Annotated in this window: 13 protein-coding genes; 3 read left to right on the top strand and 10 right to left on the bottom strand. The window is 66.5% G+C overall.

From position 1 onward, the window contains the following. Window positions 1–24 precede the first annotated feature (24 nt). Window positions 25–363 carry a cupin domain-containing protein gene (locus tag CK620_RS11125; protein WP_179290641.1) on the top strand — a complete coding sequence of 113 codons (339 nt, stop codon included), beginning with the start codon at window positions 25–27 and terminating at the stop codon, window positions 361–363. 61 nt (window positions 364–424) lie between these two features. Here the strand turns inward: CK620_RS11125 and CK620_RS11120 are convergent, their stop codons facing one another. Beyond that, on the bottom strand, window positions 425–2,182 hold the full coding sequence (locus CK620_RS11120) for a vWA domain-containing protein (RefSeq protein ID WP_095550364.1): 1,758 nt from the start codon (window positions 2,180–2,182) through the stop codon (window positions 425–427). Window positions 2,183–2,772: 590 nt separating this feature from the next. On the opposite strand from CK620_RS11120, the gene CK620_RS11115 reads away from it, so the two are divergent. Beyond that, entirely contained in the window at window positions 2,773–3,873 is a 1,101-nt protein-coding gene (locus CK620_RS11115; protein WP_095550363.1) for an AOC03_06830 family ribosome hibernation factor, read from the top strand. A 115-nt stretch (window positions 3,874–3,988) separates the two neighbouring features. Here the strand turns inward: CK620_RS11115 and CK620_RS11110 are convergent, their stop codons facing one another. From CK620_RS11110 to CK620_RS11080, 7 genes are all read right to left on the bottom strand, one after another. After that, window positions 3,989–4,585, bottom strand: a complete 597-nt coding sequence (locus CK620_RS11110; RefSeq protein WP_095550362.1) for a DUF998 domain-containing protein — start codon at window positions 4,583–4,585, stop codon at window positions 3,989–3,991. An 8-nt stretch (window positions 4,586–4,593) separates the two neighbouring features. After that, a complete protein-coding gene (tgt, locus tag CK620_RS11105; RefSeq protein WP_095541944.1) occupies window positions 4,594–5,766 on the bottom strand; it encodes a tRNA guanosine(34) transglycosylase Tgt in 1,173 nt (390 codons plus the stop codon). A gap of 70 nt (window positions 5,767–5,836) precedes the next feature. After that, the gene (locus tag CK620_RS11100) at window positions 5,837–6,895 is read right to left on the bottom strand and encodes a purine nucleoside phosphorylase YfiH/LACC1 family protein (RefSeq protein ID WP_095550361.1); all 1,059 of its coding nucleotides are present in this window, start codon (window positions 6,893–6,895) and stop codon (window positions 5,837–5,839) included. Between the two features lie 9 nt (window positions 6,896–6,904). Beyond that, window positions 6,905–8,128: a type II secretion system inner membrane protein GspF gene (gspF, locus tag CK620_RS11095; protein ID WP_095550360.1), complete on the bottom strand. Its 1,224-nt coding sequence runs from the start codon at window positions 8,126–8,128 to the stop codon at window positions 6,905–6,907. A gap of 36 nt (window positions 8,129–8,164) precedes the next feature. Further along, entirely contained in the window at window positions 8,165–8,872 is a 708-nt protein-coding gene (locus CK620_RS11090) for an SDR family oxidoreductase (protein WP_095550359.1), read from the bottom strand. Window positions 8,873–8,895: 23 nt separating this feature from the next. Further along, window positions 8,896–9,507, bottom strand: a complete 612-nt coding sequence (locus CK620_RS11085; protein ID WP_143326075.1) for a thermonuclease family protein — start codon at window positions 9,505–9,507, stop codon at window positions 8,896–8,898. Beyond that, window positions 9,504–10,481 carry an NAD(P)-dependent oxidoreductase gene (locus CK620_RS11080; protein ID WP_095550357.1) on the bottom strand — a complete coding sequence of 326 codons (978 nt, stop codon included), beginning with the start codon at window positions 10,479–10,481 and terminating at the stop codon, window positions 9,504–9,506. Before CK620_RS11080 ends, CK620_RS11085 begins: the two co-directional genes overlap by 4 nt. 157 nt (window positions 10,482–10,638) lie before the next feature. On the opposite strand from CK620_RS11080, the gene CK620_RS11075 reads away from it, so the two are divergent. Then, the gene (locus CK620_RS11075) at window positions 10,639–11,661 is read left to right on the top strand and encodes a sn-glycerol-3-phosphate import ATP-binding protein UgpC (RefSeq protein WP_095541950.1); all 1,023 of its coding nucleotides are present in this window, start codon (window positions 10,639–10,641) and stop codon (window positions 11,659–11,661) included. A 303-nt stretch (window positions 11,662–11,964) separates the two neighbouring features. Here CK620_RS11075 and smc read toward each other — a convergent pair whose 3' ends face one another. Beyond that, entirely contained in the window at window positions 11,965–15,516 is a 3,552-nt protein-coding gene (gene smc, locus CK620_RS11070) for a chromosome segregation protein SMC (protein WP_095550356.1), read from the bottom strand. 166 nt (window positions 15,517–15,682) lie between these two features. Next, complete coding sequence (gene dapC, locus CK620_RS11065; protein WP_095550355.1) at window positions 15,683–16,891, bottom strand: succinyldiaminopimelate transaminase; 1,209 nt, start codon at window positions 16,889–16,891, stop codon at window positions 15,683–15,685. Between the last annotated feature and the right edge of the window lie 522 nt (window positions 16,892–17,413).

The following is a 17,413-nucleotide window of genomic DNA, read 5'->3' as shown; positions in this document are numbered from 1 at the left end:
AAGACATCCCAAGGAATGGCAGCCATGCACGCCCCCATTGACGCACCCTTTGACGCCCCCATTTCTTTGCAAGAAACCTTGGCGCAGCTGCGCGAGCACTGGAAGCCGCTCATCCTGAACCGTGGCGATTTCGGCCTGCGCTTCGTGCGTTTTGTGGGCGACTTTGAATGGCACAGCCATGCGCACAGCGACAAGGCCGTGCTGGTGCTCAGCGGCGAAATGGGCATTCGCTTCAAGGATGCAGCGCCAGTGCGCATCCGTGCCGGCGAGCTCTTTGTGATGCCCAAGGGCGTGGAGCATCAACCCCACGCTGAGCAGGAGTGCGCCATCGTGCTGATCGAGCGGGCCGGCCAGGGCGATTGAGCGAGCCCTGTCTTGCCAAGGCTCGCGTATGCGCCGGCCTGAGGCCGCTGCGAGTACAGCCTCAAGGCTTGGGCGAGAGGCTGGCGGCCAGGTCGATCAGCTCGATGAAGCTGCGGCGGTAGCCTTGCGGATCCCTGCCCAGGCCTTGCTGGGCCAGGCGCTTGGCGTCGCCATAGCCCCACTGGCCCAGGAAGGGGCTGCCGCGCAGCAGCTGGCCATAGCCGGCCACGGCGGCGGCAAACTGCCATTCGGCGCTGGGCTGGCCGCTGGCAGCCGCAGCAATGGGCTGGCTCAGCTCAGTGGCGCTGGCCTGGCCCGGCTTCTTGTAGCGGATGCGCAGCTCGCCCAGCTCGTTGCGCTTGGCCGCATCGCCTGCTGGCGGCTGGGCTGCATTTTGCTGGCCGTAGCGGCGCGGCACGTGCAGCGTGGGCAGGCCCACGGGCGTGATCTCGTAGAGCGCGGTGACGCTCTTGCCCGCGCCGATCTCGACCGCATCGACCGCGTCGTTGCGGAAGTCTGCTTCTGCCAGCACGCGGTTTTCATAGCCGATCAGGCGCCATTCGGCCACGGTGGCGGGGTTGAACTCCAACTGCAGCTTGACGTCGGCGGCCACGGTGTTGAAGGTGGCCGAGAGCTCCTCATCGAGCACCTTGCGCGCCTCCTGCAGGCTGTCGATGTAGCTGTAATTGCCATTGCCCACCTGGGCGATTTGCTGCATCAGGGCCTCGTTGTAGTTGCCCGTGCCAAAGCCCAGCGTGGTCAGCGAGACGCCGGATTTGCGCTCGCGCTCGACCATGTCGCGGATCTGGCGCACGTCGCTGATGCCGACGTTGAAGTCGCCATCGGTGGCCAGCAGGATGCGGTTGATGCCGCCCTGGATGAAGCCGGCGCGCGCCTGCTGGTAGGCCAGGCGCAGCGCGGCCTCGCCCGCGGTGGAGCCGCCGGCCTGCAGCCGCTCGATGGCGGCAAGAATCTTTTGCTTGTCTTTGCCGCTGGTGGGCTCGAGCTCCACCGCCGTGCGCCCGGCATAGACCACCAGCGAGACCTTGTCTTGCGGGCGCAGCCGCTCGACCAGCAGGCGCAGGCTGGCCTGCACCAGCGGCAGCTTGTCGGCAGAGTTCATCGAGCCCGAGACATCGACCAGAAACACCAGATTGGCCGGCGGCATGGCGCTGGCCTGTGCCTCCACAGCCTTCACGCCGATCTTGAGCAATTGGTGCTGAGGGTTCCAGGGCGCGGCCGCCAGCTCGGTGGTGACGGAAAACGGGTGCGCGCCGCTGGCCGGTGGGTAATCGAAGGGGAAGTAATTGATCAGCTCCTCCACGCGCACGGCGTCCTTGGGCGGCAGGCGGCCAGCTTGGATGAAGCGGCGCATGTTGGCGTAAGCGCCGGTGTCCACATCCAGGCTGAGGGTGGAGACGCTTTCCTGCGCCGTCCGCTTGACCGGATTGTCCTTGACCTCGTCATAGCGCTCTCGATCCTGCCTGGGCCGCACGACATCGGGCATGGGCTGCATGCCAGTGGCGTAGAGCGTGACCGATTGCTGGGCCATGGACCTGGTGGTCGTGGCGGCATCCATGGCCGATGCGTACTCAGGGGCCGGGGCGGCCAATGGGGCGGGCGACTGCGGCGCCGACTCGCGCTGCGGGCTGGATGCCGAATGTCCACCGGGGCTGCCGGAACAGGCCGCCAGCAGGCTGGCCAGCGCTAACAGCCCCAGCCCTGGCAGCCCATGGCGCGGGCGCAAGAGCTGCAAACCACCACGGGCTTGGGGCCGTGGCTTTGCGTGGCAATGGGCATGGGTGCGAAAACGGGACATGGGAGGCTCCTTTCCATCAAGAAGGGGGGATAACAAATCCTGCAGCCAAACAGGGCTGCACAAGAGTGGCGCACGCAGTCAGGCTACATCCCTTTATACGTTGGGCGGAACCCAAAAGGGTTAGAGCGTGTTGCGATTGTGTGTTGCGGCGCTGCAAAGCCTCACCGCACGCCGTCTCGGCCACATGCCTGGGATGCCAAAGCCAGAGGCTTTTGCCGCAAGGCCACGCAGAGGGGAGCGTGTGAGGAAGCAATGGCGTGGCATGGCGGGTTCTACAAAGGCTGTGTAAAAAATAAGCAAAAACTCAATGGGCTGCGATTCGTGTGGGTCGAAAAAGGATTTTGAGGAAATCCCCCTCTCCCTGCCGAAAATTTGATTTGCAGATATTGGGGTATGGGGCATTGATTTCTCATATACCAATGAATGCATTGGTTAGCCTTTAAAGGGCTTTCTTGACGAATTTTATTTTTTCTGCTATGCTGCAAAGCATAAGTGGATTTCATTTTTTATTTCTCACCATTTTTTTAGGTGGATGTCCTTTGTAATCCATTTGAGCATTTGCTTTCATTATTGATCCCGAAAGGAATTTTGTGAACCTGAATACTATCAAAGAGATCCAGTCCAAGAGATCCGACCCCAGCGTGACTATCACGCTGCCTACTTATCGCACCTCGCCCGATAACGACAAGGATCCCATTCGTTTGAAAAACTTGGTGAGCGAAGCCATCGAACAATTGGAGTCTCAATTTGGCAAGCGCGAAACCATGGACATTGCAGACGCTATTCGGCGCATGGCAGACGAGGTCGATCATGAGCACAATCTGGATGGACTGGTGATTTTTGCTAGTGCTGAATACAGTCAGTCATTCAAGCTGCCTTTCCGTCTGCCTGAGCGGGTGAGCATTGAGGATAACTTCCTGACCCGCGATCTGGTGTATGCCATGAATCGCAGCCCGCTTTATCTGCTGGTGGTTTTGAGCGAGAACGGCACACGCCTTTTTATTGGCCGCAAGGATTATCTCAACGAGATCAATGATTATGGCTTCCCGTTCAGCTTGAAGGGCAGCGTGGCAAACGCCAACCCCAGCCAGGACATCAGCCATGTGCGCGATCAAATCGTGACCGACAGCATGCGCGAGGTCGGGGAAGCCATTGCAGCAGCCCAGAAAGACACGCCTGCTCCGGTTGTGGTCGTGGGTGTGGATCGCAATATCGGCCATTTCCGTGACGGCGCGCGCAACAGCGATGACGTCATGCTCTACATCCACAGCGGCCACCACGATGAGGATGCGCATCAGCTGGCCAAGAAAATCTGGCCGCAAATCAAGGAAGCCCTGGATGAAGAGCGCCAGAAAATCTTCACCGAGCTGGAAAGCGCCAAGAGCAACCATCTGTTCGTCGGCGGCCTGAATGAAGTCTGGCAGGCAGCGATCGATGGCCGTGTTGAGGTGTTGGTCGTGGAGGAAGATTTGAGCATCCCCGCAGAAGTCAGCGAGGATGGCCGCCAGCTCAAGCTGTTGGAGTCGGCGCAATTGGCTGCCCCCTCCAAGGACAACAACGCCTATGAGGACATCGTCGATGAAATCATCGAGAAAGTGCTTGCCAATAACGGCCGTGTCCGCTTCGTGAATAACGAGAGCATGGCCAGCGTCAACCCGGATTTCGGCATGGCCGTGATCACTCGGTACTGATTGGGCTGATTTCTGATTTGAAGCCGTCTGAATGAAAAACCCCGCAGCTTGTTGCGGGGTTTTTCATTCAGACGGCATTTTGATTGCCAGCCAGTTTTTTTGCGTGCTGTGCCACTCAGCCCATGCGTGTTACGGTAAACCACAGGCTGCACCCAAGAAACCAGAGCTGTGTGCTGGCAAGAAAGGCCCGCTCGGCCAGGCCGAAAAACGCTTTCAGGCCGGGCAGCATAGTGAGAACCACGGCGCTGAGCGAGGCCAGCGCCAGGTAGCGCATGGCAATCAGGCTCAGGACGAGAGGCGTTGCAGCATCCAGCGCAAACGCTGGCGTGGCGCTGGCAATGGCCGTGTAGGTCGCCGCGAATGTGGCGATGGCCAGGGCCAGATGCAATCGCCCCTTGGCCGTGGCAGGCGCGTGTTTGGGATCGGTGGGAATCAGCACCACGCCGACGCGCAGCACGACCAGCAAAGCCATGCTGATCACAACCTTGGGCGCAAAAATGGGCGCGCTGGCGTGAAACAGCTCGATGGTCAGCAGCAGCGCCGCGGCCGTGCCAATGTGGCCGTACCAGCGAAACAGCGTGGCGTATGGGCCTCTGATGTACTGGCTGACCGGGTCATGCAGCCAATGCACAGACCGATCCAGTCGGTGCAGGGCGGCAAACAGCAGCAGCGCCGTGAGGTAAAGCGCGCAGCACAGACCCGAGAGCAGCATGGCGATGCTTACACCCCCCGCGCGCGATCGGCAGCAAATTGCTGGCGGAAGGCGGCAAAGCGGCCCTGCTCCAGCGCCTCGCGCACTTCGCGCATCAGGTTCAAGTAGTAGTGCAGGTTGTGGATGGTGGTGAGCATGGGGCCGAGCATTTCGCCGCAGCGGTCCAGGTGGTGCAGGTAGGCGCGCGAGAAGCCTTCGCGCCCGCCGTTTTCCCAGCTCACGCCGCTGCTGCCTGCGCAGGCGTGGCAGGTGCAGGAAGGGTCCAGCGGTTGGTGGTCGGCCTTGTGGCGCGCGTTGCGGATCTTCAAATCGCCATAGCGGGTGAAGATGGTGCCGTTGCGCGCGTTGCGCGTGGGCATGACGCAGTCGAACATGTCCACGCCGCAGGCCACGCCCTCGACCAAATCCTCGGGCGTGCCCACGCCCATCAGATAGCGCGGCTTGTGTGCGGGCAGGCGGTGCGGCGTATGGGCCATGATGCGGCGCATCTCCTCCTTGGGCTCGCCCACGCTGACGCCGCCCACGGCGTAGCCGGGAAAGTCCATCGCCACCAGTTGCTCCAGCGATTCCTGGCGCAGGTGCTCGAACATGCCGCCTTGCACGATGCCAAACAGCGCATTGGGGTTGTTCAGGCGGGCGAATTCTTCCTGGCTGCGGCGCGCCCAGCGCAGGCTCATCTCCATGGATTTGCGCGCCTCGGCCTCGGTGGTAATGTGGCCCTTGGTTTCGTAGGGCGTGCATTCGTCGAGCTGCATGACGATGTCCGAGTTCAGCGCCGTCTGGATTTGCATGCTGATCTCGGGCGACATGAACAGCTTGTCGCCATTGACGGGGCTGGCAAAGTGCACGCCTTCCTCGGTGATCTTGCGCATCTCGCCCAGGCTCCAGACCTGAAAGCCGCCGCTGTCGGTCAGGATGGGCTTGTGCCACTGCTCAAAAGCGTGCAACCCGCCAAAGGAGCGCATCACATCCAGCCCGGGGCGCATCCACAGGTGAAAGGTGTTGCCCAGGATGATTTGCGCGCCCATTTCATGCAGGCTGCGCGGCATCACGCCCTTGACGGTGCCGTAAGTGCCCACGGGCATGAAGATGGGCGTTTGCACCACGCCGTGGTTGAGCGTGAGCGCGCCACGGCGGGCGTGGCTGGAGGCATCGGTGGCGAGAAGCTGAAATTGCAGCATGGCAGGGCAGGGGGGCGACGGAAAAAAGAGGGCGATTATCGGCCAAGCGCCCCATGTGCCGCCCCACAGATCACTGCGGCAGGGGGGCCTGGGCCTCGTCGATCCAGATGCAGGCGGCCATGCGGCCGCTGCTGCCCAGGCGGCGCGCATCTCGTCGATGGGAGAAGAACCACTGCGCATTGCCCAGCGTGCACCAGGGCGCGCTGCCATCGTTGCCGTAAATCGCCTCCACGCCCAGCGCCTGCAGGCGCAGCCGCGCCAGCGCCGGCAGGTTGGCGTGCCAGCGCATCTGATCGGCAGTGCCGGGGGCGGGGCTGGCCTGCACCGCAGAAGGGGCGGGCGGCAGGGCGGGCGAGGGGGCCGCAAAACAGCGGACCACAGCGGCCTGGGCGCTGGTGGGCAGGCCGGCCAAAAAGGCCTGGCGCACCTCGGCGCCGACCTCAAAGGCTGCAGGGCCTATGCATGGCCCCAGCCAGGCCAGCGTGTCGCGCGCGGCCTGCGCCGCTGGCAGGCCGCAGCGCCGCTGCACAGCCTGGACAAACCGCGCCAGGCTGTGCTCCAGCACGCCCTGGCCATTCTGGCCAGCCAGGCCACGCCAGCCGGCGTGGATGGCCGCCACGACGCGGGCTTGCCGATGGGCCAGCAGTACAGGCAGGCAATCGGCCACCAACATGGTGCAGGCCAGGCCAGGTTGGCTGGTCAGCGCGGCATCGGCCACCAACGGCGCGGGCCGCTGGCCAACTGCCGCATCACAGTCCGGCCCGTTGCAGCCAGCCCCGGCAGGCGGCAGGCCATCGCGCAACAGGGCATCGAGCGGCAAGACATCGCAGCCATGCACCTGTTGTACGAACACCGGCTGCGGCGCGCGCGCGTCCAGCGCCGTCATGGCGCGCTGCAGCAGCGCGCGGTTGGCGGCCACCCGCGCAGGCGCATCGCCCACGTGGTCGCCCAGGTTCCAGCCATCCCAGGGCGCGGGGCTGCAACCGCCCTGGCGGGTGGTGAACAGTGCCCGAACCCAGGGCGGGGCCGGCCAATCGGGGCGCAGCAGCGCCAGCGTGCGCCCATCGTCCAGCTGCAGCGTGTGCAGGCCGGGCGGCGCGATAGGGATGAATGGGGGGGGACAGGGCATGGCGGCGCTTTAGCGCACCCAGGTGTTCATCTGGATGATGGGCAACAAAACGGCCAGCACGATGACCATCACGGCCAGGCCCATGGCCACGATGAGCAGCGGCTCGAGCATGGTGGCCAGGCGCACGGCGCGGCGCTGCACTTGGCTTTGTAGCTGGCGGGCGGCGCGTTCGAGCATCAGCGGCAGCTGGCCGGTTTGCTCGCCCAGGCGCGCGAACATGGACAGCAGCGCCGGGTAGCGTTTTTTCTGTGCCAGCGCGGCCGCCAGCGGCGCGCCTTCGCGCACCAGGGCCAGGGCCTCCAGCGCGTCGCGGCGCATGCTGCGGTTGCCCACGGTTTGCGCGGCCGCTTGCAGGGCCTTGAGGATGGGCACGCCGGCGCCGCTGAGCATGGCCAGTGTGGAGGCAAAGCGCGCTGCATTGAATTGCGCGGCCAGTAGGCCCAGTATGGGCAGCTTCAGCCAGGCGGCGTCGAATTTCTCGCGCTGTGAGGGGATGCGCAGCCAACGTCCGAACAGCCAGGTCGCCAGCGCCAGCGCAGCCAGCAGCCACAGGCCGTAGGCGCGCAAGAAGGCGCTGATGCCCATGAGGATTTCCGTCAGCAGCGGCAGGCTGCGCCGGCCGCCGGCAAAGACGCTGGCAACTTGTGGCACGACGTAGCTGAGCAGGAAGATGACTATGACGATGCCCACCACGGTGACGATGGCCGGATACAGCGCCGCGCCGGTGATCTGGGCTTGCAGGGCCTGGCGGTTTTCCAGCTCGTCGGCCAGGCGCTCGAGCACCAGCGCCAGCTCGCCGCTTTGCTCGCCGGCGCCGACCACGGCCACATAGACCTCGGAGAATTCCTGCGGCCAGGCGGCCAGGGCGCGGGCGAAGCTGCTGCCGGCATTGACCTCGGCGCGCAGGCTAGCCACCAGGTGCTGCTGGCGCAGGTCTTCGGCTTCCTCGGCCAGCATGGCCAGGGCGCGCTCCAGCGTCAGACCGGAGGAGACCAGGCCGGCGAGCTGGCGCGTCCAGATGGCCAGCGCCGTGGCGTTGAAGACGCGCCGCCGCAGCCAGCCGCCGCCTGCGGCGGCCTGCGCCGGGGCGCTGGCAGCCACGGCATCGACGCGCAGCGGCACCAGGCCCTGCGTGCGCAGTTGCGAGCGCGCGCTGCGCGCGGAGTCGGCCTCCAGCGTGCCTTTGCGCGGCTGGCCCAGTTCGTCGATGGCTTCGAAGGAGTAGGCGGGCATGAAGGGGAGGGGGTGCGAAGACTTGGAACGGTTTTTTTAGACGGAGCGGCTCAGGCCGCCGTCCACGCGCAGGTTCTGGCCGGTGATGTAGGCCGCGCCATCCGAGGCGAGAAAGGCCACCGTGGCAGCGATTTCCTCGCTCTTGCCGTAGCGCTGCAGCGGCACGCTCTGGCGGCGCTCCTCGGTGGCTGGCAGGCTGTCGATCCAGCCGGGCAGGATGTTGTTCATGCGGATGTTGTCGGCGGCGAACTGGTCTGCAAACAGCTTGGTGAAGCTGGCCAGCCCGGCGCGGAACACGGCTGAGGTGGGGAACAGCGCGCTGGGCTCGAAGACCCAGGCGGTGGAGATGTTGATGATGGCGCCGCCACCCTGGCGCTGCATCAGCGGCACGACCAGGCGCGTCGGGCGCACGACGTTGAGCAAATAGGTGTCCATGCCACGGTGCCAGTCCTCGTCGCTGAGCTCGAGCACCGGCGCGCGCGGGCCGTGGCCAGCGCTGTTGACCAGCACGTCCACGCGACCCCAGCGCTGCTCGGCCAGGGTCACCAGGCGCTGCAGATCTTCTAGCGATTGGTTGGAGCCGGTCACGCCCACGCCGCTGAGTTCGCGCGCCAGCGCCTCGCCCTTGCCGGAGGAGGAGAGGATGCCCACGGCAAAGCCATCGGCGGCCAGACGCCGCGCGGCGGCCGCGCCCATACCGCTGCCGCCGGCGGTGATCAGGGCCACTTTTTGTGTCGTTGTCATTGCAAGCTCTCCTTTTAGAAAAATCATTGCGACCGCCGTGGCGGTTGAGGGTGCGCGTGCCGCCAGGCCCAGGGGGGCGTGGGCTCGCGCTGCGTCCACAGGCCCTTGCCGCTGCGCTGCGCCTGTTGCTGCAGGCGCAGCAGGCGCGGGTAGTCGCGCGCCGTGGCACGGTGCACCCAGGCCAGGCCTTGCGCGACCAGGCGCTCGGCCACGGGCACGCCGCCGCAGTGTAGATCGACCAGGGTGCGGCCATAGCGGTCGCGTTGCGCGCGCGCGGGCAGTTGCACGCGCTGGTGCAGGCAAAGCCCCAGCAGCGCCTGCCTGGCGGCTTGGCCGTAGGGCTGGCGCAGCTCGGGCGCGTCGATGGCGCGCAGGCGCAGCTTGAGCCGCTGCACGCGCGCGCCGTGCTGGCAGCGCGCCTGCAGCGAATCACCATCGGAGACGCGGGTGACGATGCACTGCGCCGGCGTGGCCAGTGCGCCGGCAGCCTGGGCCGGGCCGATGGGCAGCAGCAGCCAGGCCAGGCAAAGCAGGCACCGCAGCCGCAGAGGAAGGGCGAGCAGCCGCGCAGGCCAATGGCGCAGGGCGTTGCCCCAGGCGTGGCGGGGGGCTGGCAGGCGGGCAGGGGGCGTCATGGCGCAGGCGCTGCGGCCGGTGCCAGGCCATCGTCCGACTGGGCCTGCGCCGAGGCCAGCTGGGCCTGGGCCAGGCCGGTGTGCATGTGGTTGCATTGCGCCAACTGCAAAAACAGCGCGCTGTGGTCCAGCGGGCCCAGCCCGCCATCGAGCGCCTGTTGGTAGAGCTGCGCCAGCAGCGCGGTGATGGGAGCTTCAAAGCCCAGCTCGGCGCTGCTGGCCAGCACATTGCGCAAGTCTTTGAGTTGCACGCTCATGCGCCCGCGCGGCGCAAAATCGTGCGCCACCATGCGCTGGCCGTGCAGCTCCAGGATGCGGCTTTGCGCAAAGCCGCCAGCCATGGCCTCGCGCACTTTGGCCGGGTCGGCGCCGCCTTTTTCGGCCAGCAGCAGGCCCTCGGCCACGGCGCCGATGGTGATGCCCACGATCATCTGGTTGACCAGCTTGGCCAGCTGGCCGCTGCCAGCCTCGCCCACGCGGGTGGCGCGGCCCAGCACGGCCAGCAGGGCCTGCACCTGGGCGCGCTCGAAGACCTCGGCCGGCCCGCCGACCATGATGGCCAGCGTGCCGGCCTGGGCGCCCACGGTGCCGCCCGAGACAGGCGCATCCAGCGCGAGCACGCCACGCGCCTGCAGCAGCGCGGCGTGCTCGCGCGCCTCGCGCGGTTGCATCGAGCCCATGTCGATGAACAGGCTGCCAGGTCGCAGCGCCTGCGCCACGCCGTGCGCCTGCAGCACCTCGCGGCTGATGGCGCCGCTCTCGAGCATGGCGATGGTGATGTCGGCCGCCGCCACGGCCTGCGCGGCGCTGGCGTGGCCGTGTGCGCCAGCCTGGCACAGGGCCTCGGTCTTGCTGGCGGTGCGGTTCCAGACGTGCAGCGCATAACCCGCATCCAGCAGGCGCTGCGCCATGGGCTGGCCCATCAGGCCGGTACCCAGAAAGGCAATAGTCGGAGGGGTGCTGTCGGTGTGCATGTGATGTTCTGTGGGGCGGGCAGGGCAAAGCAGGGGGTGAGTTTGGGTATAGTACGGCCCCGCCCGGGCCAGAGAGCCCGCACAAGCCCTTGTGCGGGTATTTTTTTGCGCTGCGCCCGCTCGTGTTCCGTTTTTTCTCTTTTTTGCCCCTTCTCCCATGGCATCCATTTCCCTGCGCAACGTCATCAAACGCTACGGCCGTGGTGCCAAGGTCAATCAGGTCATCCATGGCATCAACGCAGAGATTGCCGATGGCGAGTTCATCGTGATCGTTGGCCCCTCTGGCTGCGGCAAATCCACGTTGCTGCGCATGGTGGCCGGGCTGGAGGAAATCTCCGGCGGCGAGATCCTCATTGGCGGGCAGGTCGTCAATGACCTGGAGCCGGCGCGGCGCGACATTGCCATGGTGTTCCAGAACTACGCGCTCTACCCGCACATGAGCGTGTTCGAGAACATGGCCTACGGCCTGAAAATCGCCAAGACCCCGGCCGATGAAATCAAGCGCCGCGTGGACAAGGCCGCGCAAATCCTGGAGCTGGGGCATTTGCTCGAACGCAAGCCGCGCGAGCTCTCGGGCGGGCAGCGCCAGCGCGTGGCCATGGGCCGCGCCATCGTGCGCCAGCCGCAGGTATTCCTCTTCGATGAGCCGCTGTCCAACCTGGACGCCAAGCTGCGCGCGCAGACCCGGCTGGAAATTCAGAAGCTGCACCGCGAGCTGGGCATCACCTCGCTGTTCGTCACGCACGATCAGGTCGAGGCCATGACGCTGGCGCAGCGCATGATCGTGCTCAGCGGCGGGCACATGGAGCAATTTGGCACGCCTGAGGAGGTCTACCACACGCCAGCGACGACCTTCGTGGCCAGCTTCATCGGCTCGCCGCCGATGAACCTGCTCAAGCACGCCCCCGGCAGCCCGGATGGCTTGATGACCGGCATCCGCCCCGAACATCTGGATCTGGTCGAGCCTGGCCAGGGCTGGCCCGTGGTGGTCGAATCGGTGGAGTTGCTGGGCGCCGAGCGCCTGATTTACGCCCGCTTGCAGGACGAAAGCCTGATCGTGCGCATCGAGGAAGGCCATTTCGTGCCCGAGCCGGGCCAGACGTTGTACGTGCAGCCCCGCGCCGGGCGCCTGCATTTCTTCGACGCCGAAAGCGGTCTGCGCGTCGAGCGCGCGGCCTGAGTCTGCTGCGCCAAGCCCTGCTCGGGGCGGTGGCCTGCGCCTTCTGATCCCTCGATCAGCGCCTGTCCGTGTGCAGGCGCTCGGCCATCTTTCCCGTCTTGCGCAGAGCGTGAACCGGCCATCTCTCAGGCAAGGCCCTCAGAGCCTGTTCAAAATCTTTGCACGGCGGTCAAGAGAGCGGATTTTGGCGCTCTGCTGCGCCCGCAAAGCCTCGCCATAGCCCCAGCTATGGCTGCGTTTTGCGCCTTGCAGCCCACCCCAAACCGCTTCTTGCCCACTCGCGCCGAGATTTTGAACAGGCTCTCAGGCATCGGCCATGCTCAGCGCCTCTTGCATGTCCACGGCCACGATGCGCGAGACGCCGCGCTCTTGCATGGTCACGCCGATGAGCTGCTCGGCCATTTCCATGGCGATCTTGTTGTGGCTGATGTAGAGGAACTGGGTGTGCGCGCTCATGCGCTTGACCAGGCGCGCATAGCGCTCGGTGTTGGCGTCGTCCAGCGGCGCGTCCACCTCGTCGAGCAGGCAGAAGGGCGCGGGGTTGAGCTGGAAGATGGCAAACACCAGGGCAATGGCCGTCAAGGCCTTTTCGCCGCCCGAGAGCAGGTGGATGGTCTGGTTGCGCTTGCCCGGCGGCTGGGCCATGACCTGCACGCCTGAGTCGAGGATTTCCTCGCCCGTCATGATGAGTTTGGCCTGGCCGCCGCCGAACAGCTCGGGGAACATGGCGCCAAAGTGTTGGTTGACGGTGTCGAAGGTGCTTTGCAGCAGCTCGCGGGTTTCGGCGTCGATGGTGCGAATCGCTTCTTCCAGCGTGGCCATGGCCTCTTGCAAGTCGCTGGCTTGCGCATCCAGGTAGGTTTTGCGCTCATTGGCCTGGCCCAGCTCCTGCAGGGCGGCCAGGTTGACGGGGCCCAAGGCCTCCATTTGGCGCTGCATGCGCTCGATCTCGCCCTGCAGACCTTCCAGACGCACCTTGCCCTGGGCGATGCTGTGGGCCACGGCCTGTTTGTCGCTCTCGGCCTCGGTCAGCAGCTCTTCGAATTGCTGCCAGGCCAGTTGTGCGGCCTGTTCTTTCAGGCGCAGCTCGGTGATGCGTTGGCGCAGCGGCTCCAGCGCGCGCTCTTTGTGCATGCGGGCCTCGTCGGCGGCGCGCAGCTGGCGGCCCATTTCGTCGTAGTGCTGGCGCGCTTGCTGCAGGCGCTGCTCGCAGTCGAGCTTGACGGCCTGGGCCTGCTCCAGGCCGTCGAGTGCGCCAGTCTCGGCAAAGCGCGCCTGTTCGATCTGCGCCTGTTCGAGCTCCTGCTGCAGGGCCTGCAGCTGCTGATCGGCGGTGGCCAGGCTGCGCTGCAGTTCTTGGCGGCGGTGCTGGATGCTTTGCTGGCCGAACTGCGACTCTTGCAGCTGGCGCTCGAGTTGACGCAGCTGCTCGCGCGCCTGGCCCAGTTGGCGTTCGGCCGCGTCCACGGCCTCATCCTGCGTGAATTGCAGGGCCTGGGCCTCGGCCAGTTGGGCGTCGAGTTCCTCAAAGCGCGCTTCGGTCTCGATGCTGCGCGCCTGCAATTCCTCCTGGCCTTGCTGCAGCTCCTGCCAATCGTCCTCCAGCCGGGCGTGCGCGGCGCGCAGCTGCTCGGCCTGCTGGCTCAGCCGCATGACTTCGACTTGCAGCTGGTGGGCCTGTTTTTGCGCCTGGTCGGCGGCGCTGCGGCGCTGCTGCAGCGCTGCGGCAGCCTGTTGATAGGCGCTCTCGGCCTGGGCCTGGACGCTGCGCTGCGCTTGTACGGTGGTCTCTTGCGCCTGGCAGTCGGCCTGCAGGGCCTCGATCTCCTGGGCGCGCGCCAGCAGGCCGGCCTGCTCGCTGTCTTCGGCGTAAAAGCCCAGGCTGTGGCCGGTGATGCTGTGGCCCTGGGCCAGCAGGATTTGCTCGCCCGGGCGCAGCAGGCTGCGAGCGGCCAGCGCGTCGTCCAGGTGGGCGGCGCTGTAGCAGCCCTGTAGCCAGTCGGCCAGCACGGCCTGCAGCTGCGGGTTGTCGCAGCGGATTTTCTCGCTCAGCGGCGGCAGGGTCATGGCCGGGTTGGGGGCGGCGGCCGGTGTGGCGGCGGGCGCGGCGGGTGTGTGGTCAGGGCCGCTGGCGTAGAACACCAGCTTGACGGGCGGGCGGCGCTCGGCGCTGGCAAAGCCGCGGATGCGCTCCAGGTCGGAGACGGGCAGGGCGGCCATGCGCTCGCGCAGCGCGGCTTCGACGGCCTGCTCCCAGCCGCTGTCCACGTGCAGCTGGCGCCACAGCGGCTCGAACTGGTCCAGGCCGTGCTCGGCCAGCCAGGGGGCGAGCTTGCCTTCGGCCTGCACCTTGTCTTGCAGGGCGCGCAGCGCCTGCAGCCGCGCCTCCAGGCTGGCGAGCTTGCCGGCGCTGGCCTGCAGCGCGTTTTGCGCCTGGCGGCGCTGGTTGTCCAGCTCGGGCAGGCTGGCCTCTAACTCGGCCCAGGCGGCCTGGGCGAGTTCGGCCTCCTCGCGCGCCAGCTCCAGCGTCTGCTGTTGCTGGGCCAGCTGCTGCTCGTCGATGGGCTGCAGGCCACGGCGCTCCTGCTCGATGCGCTCCATGCGGGCCTGCTGCTGCTGCTGGCGCTCGGCCAGGCCGCGCTGCTCGGCGGCCAGCACTTGCAGTTGCTGCTGCACGTGCTGGGCCTGCTGGCGGGCCTGCTCGGCCTGCTCGCGCGCCTGGCGCCAGGCCTGCTCCAGCTCGGGCAGCTGGGCGCTGTGCTCGTCGAGCTGGGCGGCAAGGATTTCGCTGCGTTCCAGCGCGCTGGCGTCGTCGCCTTCGAGCGCGCTCAAGTGCTCGCTGGATTGGCTGGAGCTGTGCTGCCATTGCGCCATCTGCTGCTGCAGCGCCTCGATGCGCTGCTCGGCGCGCTGCTTGCCTTCGAGCACAAAGCGGATTTCGGCTTCGAGCTTGCCGACCTCGGCCGAGGCTTCGTAGAGCGCGCCCTGGGCGCTGTTGACCTGCTCTCCAGCGGCGTAGTGCTGCTCGCGCGCCTGCTCCAGTTGCGCGGCGGCGACTTCGATCTCGCCGGTGTGCTGCTGCAGCTCATCCATGGCCTGCTGGCCGGCGGCCTGGGCCTGGGCCAGTTCCTGCTGGGCCTTTTGCTGGCGCAGCAGCCACAGTTGCTGCTGCGCCTGGGTGACGCGCTCTTGCAGCTGGGTGTACTGCGCGGCGACCTCGGCCTGGGCCTGCAGCTTGCCCAGCTGGCTGCCCAGCTCGCGCAGGATGTCTTCAATGCGGGTGAGGTTTTCGCGCGTGTCCTTCAGGCGCGCCTCGGTCTCCTTGCGGCGCTCTTTGTATTTGGAGACTCCGGCCGCTTCCTCCAGGAACAGACGCAGCTCCTCGGGCTTGGATTCGATGATGCGGCTGATCGTGCCCTGGCCGATGATGGCGTAGGCGCGCGGGCCCAGGCCGGTGCCCAGGAACACGTCCTGCACGTCCTTGCGGCGCACCTGCTGGTTGTTGATGTAGTAGCTGCTGGCGCCCTCGCGCGTGAGCACGCGCTTGACGGCGATCTCGCCAAACTGGTTCCACTGCCCGCCGGCGCGGTGGTCGGCGTTGTCGAACACCAGCTCCACGCTGGAGCGGCTGGCAGGCTTGCGTGTGTGCGTGCCGCTGAAGATCACGTCCTGCATGGACTCGCCGCGCAGCTCGCTGGCCTTGGATTCGCCCAGCACCCAGCGCACCGCATCCATGATGTTGGACTTGCCGCAGCCATTGGGGCCGACCACGCCCACCATCTGGCCTGGCAGCAGGAAGTTGGTCGGCTCGGCAAAGGACTTGAAGCCGGCGAGCTTGATGGAATTGAGGCGCACGGAGGGAAAACGGGCTGGACTGTTGCGGCGGCGCGCGTGGCGACCTGGATGCCGCCGGGCGCTGCCACTACAAAACAAAAGCAAAAGCCGCCAATGGTAAAGGCAGTAAAGGCAACGGGCGGTTTCAGGGCCCGTTCAACACAGGGGCATCAGGCAGGGCATCAGATCAGTTCTGCAGGCTGCGCACAAAGGCGGCGATGCGCCCGGCGGCCTCCAGGCACTCGGCGGTCTCGGCCACCAGCGCCATGCGCACGCGGCCTGCGCCGGGGTTGATGCCCGCGGCCTCGCGCGCCAGATAGCTGCCGGGCAGCACGGTGACGGCCTGCTGTTCATACAGCGCACGGGCAAACTGCGTATCGCTCAGGCCCAGCTGAGGCGGGATGCCGGCCCACAGGTAAAAGCCCGCATCGGGCAGGCGCACGTCCAGCACGGCCTGCAGCACGGGCGTGACCTGGGCGAACTTCTCGCGGTAGAGCTGGCGGTTGTGCGCCACGTGCGCCTCATCGCCCCAGGCGGCGATGCTGGCGGCCTGCACCGGCGGGGCCATGGCGCAGCCGTGGTAGGTGCGGTAGAGCAAGAACTGCTGCAGGATGCCCGCATCGCCGGCCACGAAACCGCTGCGCATGCCCGGCACATTGCTGCGCTTGGACAGGCTGGTGAGCATGACCAGGCGCTGCCAGTCGCGCCCGAGCTGGCGCGCCGCCTGCAGCGCGCCCAGCGGCGCTTCATCCTGAAAATAGATTTCGCTGTAGCACTCATCGCTGGCGATGACGAAACCGTGCCGCTCGCTCAGCGCAAAGAGCTTGTCCCACTCGGCCAGCGGCATCACCGCGCCGGTGGGGTTGCCCGGCGAGCAGGTGAACACCAGCTGCGTGCGTTGCCAGACGGCCTCGGGCACGGCATCCCAATCCACGGCGAAATTGCGCGCCGGATCGCTGTTGGCGTAATACGGCTGCGCGCCAGCGAGCAGCGCCGCGCCCTCGTAGATTTGGTAGAAGGGGTTGGGGCAGACGACGATGGCCTGCGCATCGCCCGGATCGACGACGGCCTGGGTGAGCGCAAACAGCGCCTCGCGCGAGCCGTTGACAGGCAGGATTTCTCGCTCGGCATCGGCCTTCACGCCATAGCGGCGCTGCAGCCATTGCGCGCAGGCCTGGCGCAGCGCCGGCGTGCCCGCCGTGGCCGGGTAGCTGGCCAGGCCCGGGGCGTGCAGGGCCTGGGCATAGGCATCGAGCACCAGCTGCGGCGTGGCATGGCGCGGCTCGCCAATGCCCAGGCTGATGGGCGCCAGCGCCGCATTGGGCGCAACGCTGGCAAACAACTGGCGCAGGCGCTCGAACGGATAAGGGTGCAGGGATTGAAGGCGCGGATTCATGGGGCGCGATTATCGGCTCGTCGCGGGTGGGCCAGCGGCTGCGTGGGCCGGGCGCTTGACATCGGGCGCTCTTGTCAACGGCAGGGCTGAGGCAAGAGAGGGTGGCCAGGCAAGAGCGCGGCCAGGTGCCAGGGAGCTAAGAACCTGCTCAAAATGGCAAGCCAGCGGATCGGGGCTGTCTGTGCTGCCCTGCAAAGCCTCTCTGGGCCACCGGTCCTGATTGCGCCGGCTGGTGTTTGCGCCTTGCAGCCCATCCCAAAGCACTTTTTGCTCGCTCGCGCCGAGCTTGCCTAACAGGTGCTTACATCTCTATATAATCCGCCGGCTATGCAAGTGAGCTGCGCCACACCAAGCAATGTCCATCCGCCCAGAGCCGTGCGCTTTGGGCAGGGGGTCAGCACGCAGCACGCAGCACGCAGCACGCAGCACGCAGCACGCAGCACGCAGCACGCAGCACGCAGCACGCAGCACGCAGCACGCAGCACGCAGCACGCAGCACGCAGCACGCAGCACGCAGCACGC

The organism is Vandammella animalimorsus (assembly GCF_002285285.1).
Classification (GTDB): domain Bacteria; phylum Pseudomonadota; class Gammaproteobacteria; order Burkholderiales; family Burkholderiaceae_C; genus Lampropedia; species Lampropedia animalimorsus.
The sequence above is the reverse complement of the archived record's forward strand: the minus strand, read 5'-3'. Positions and strand labels throughout refer to the sequence as shown.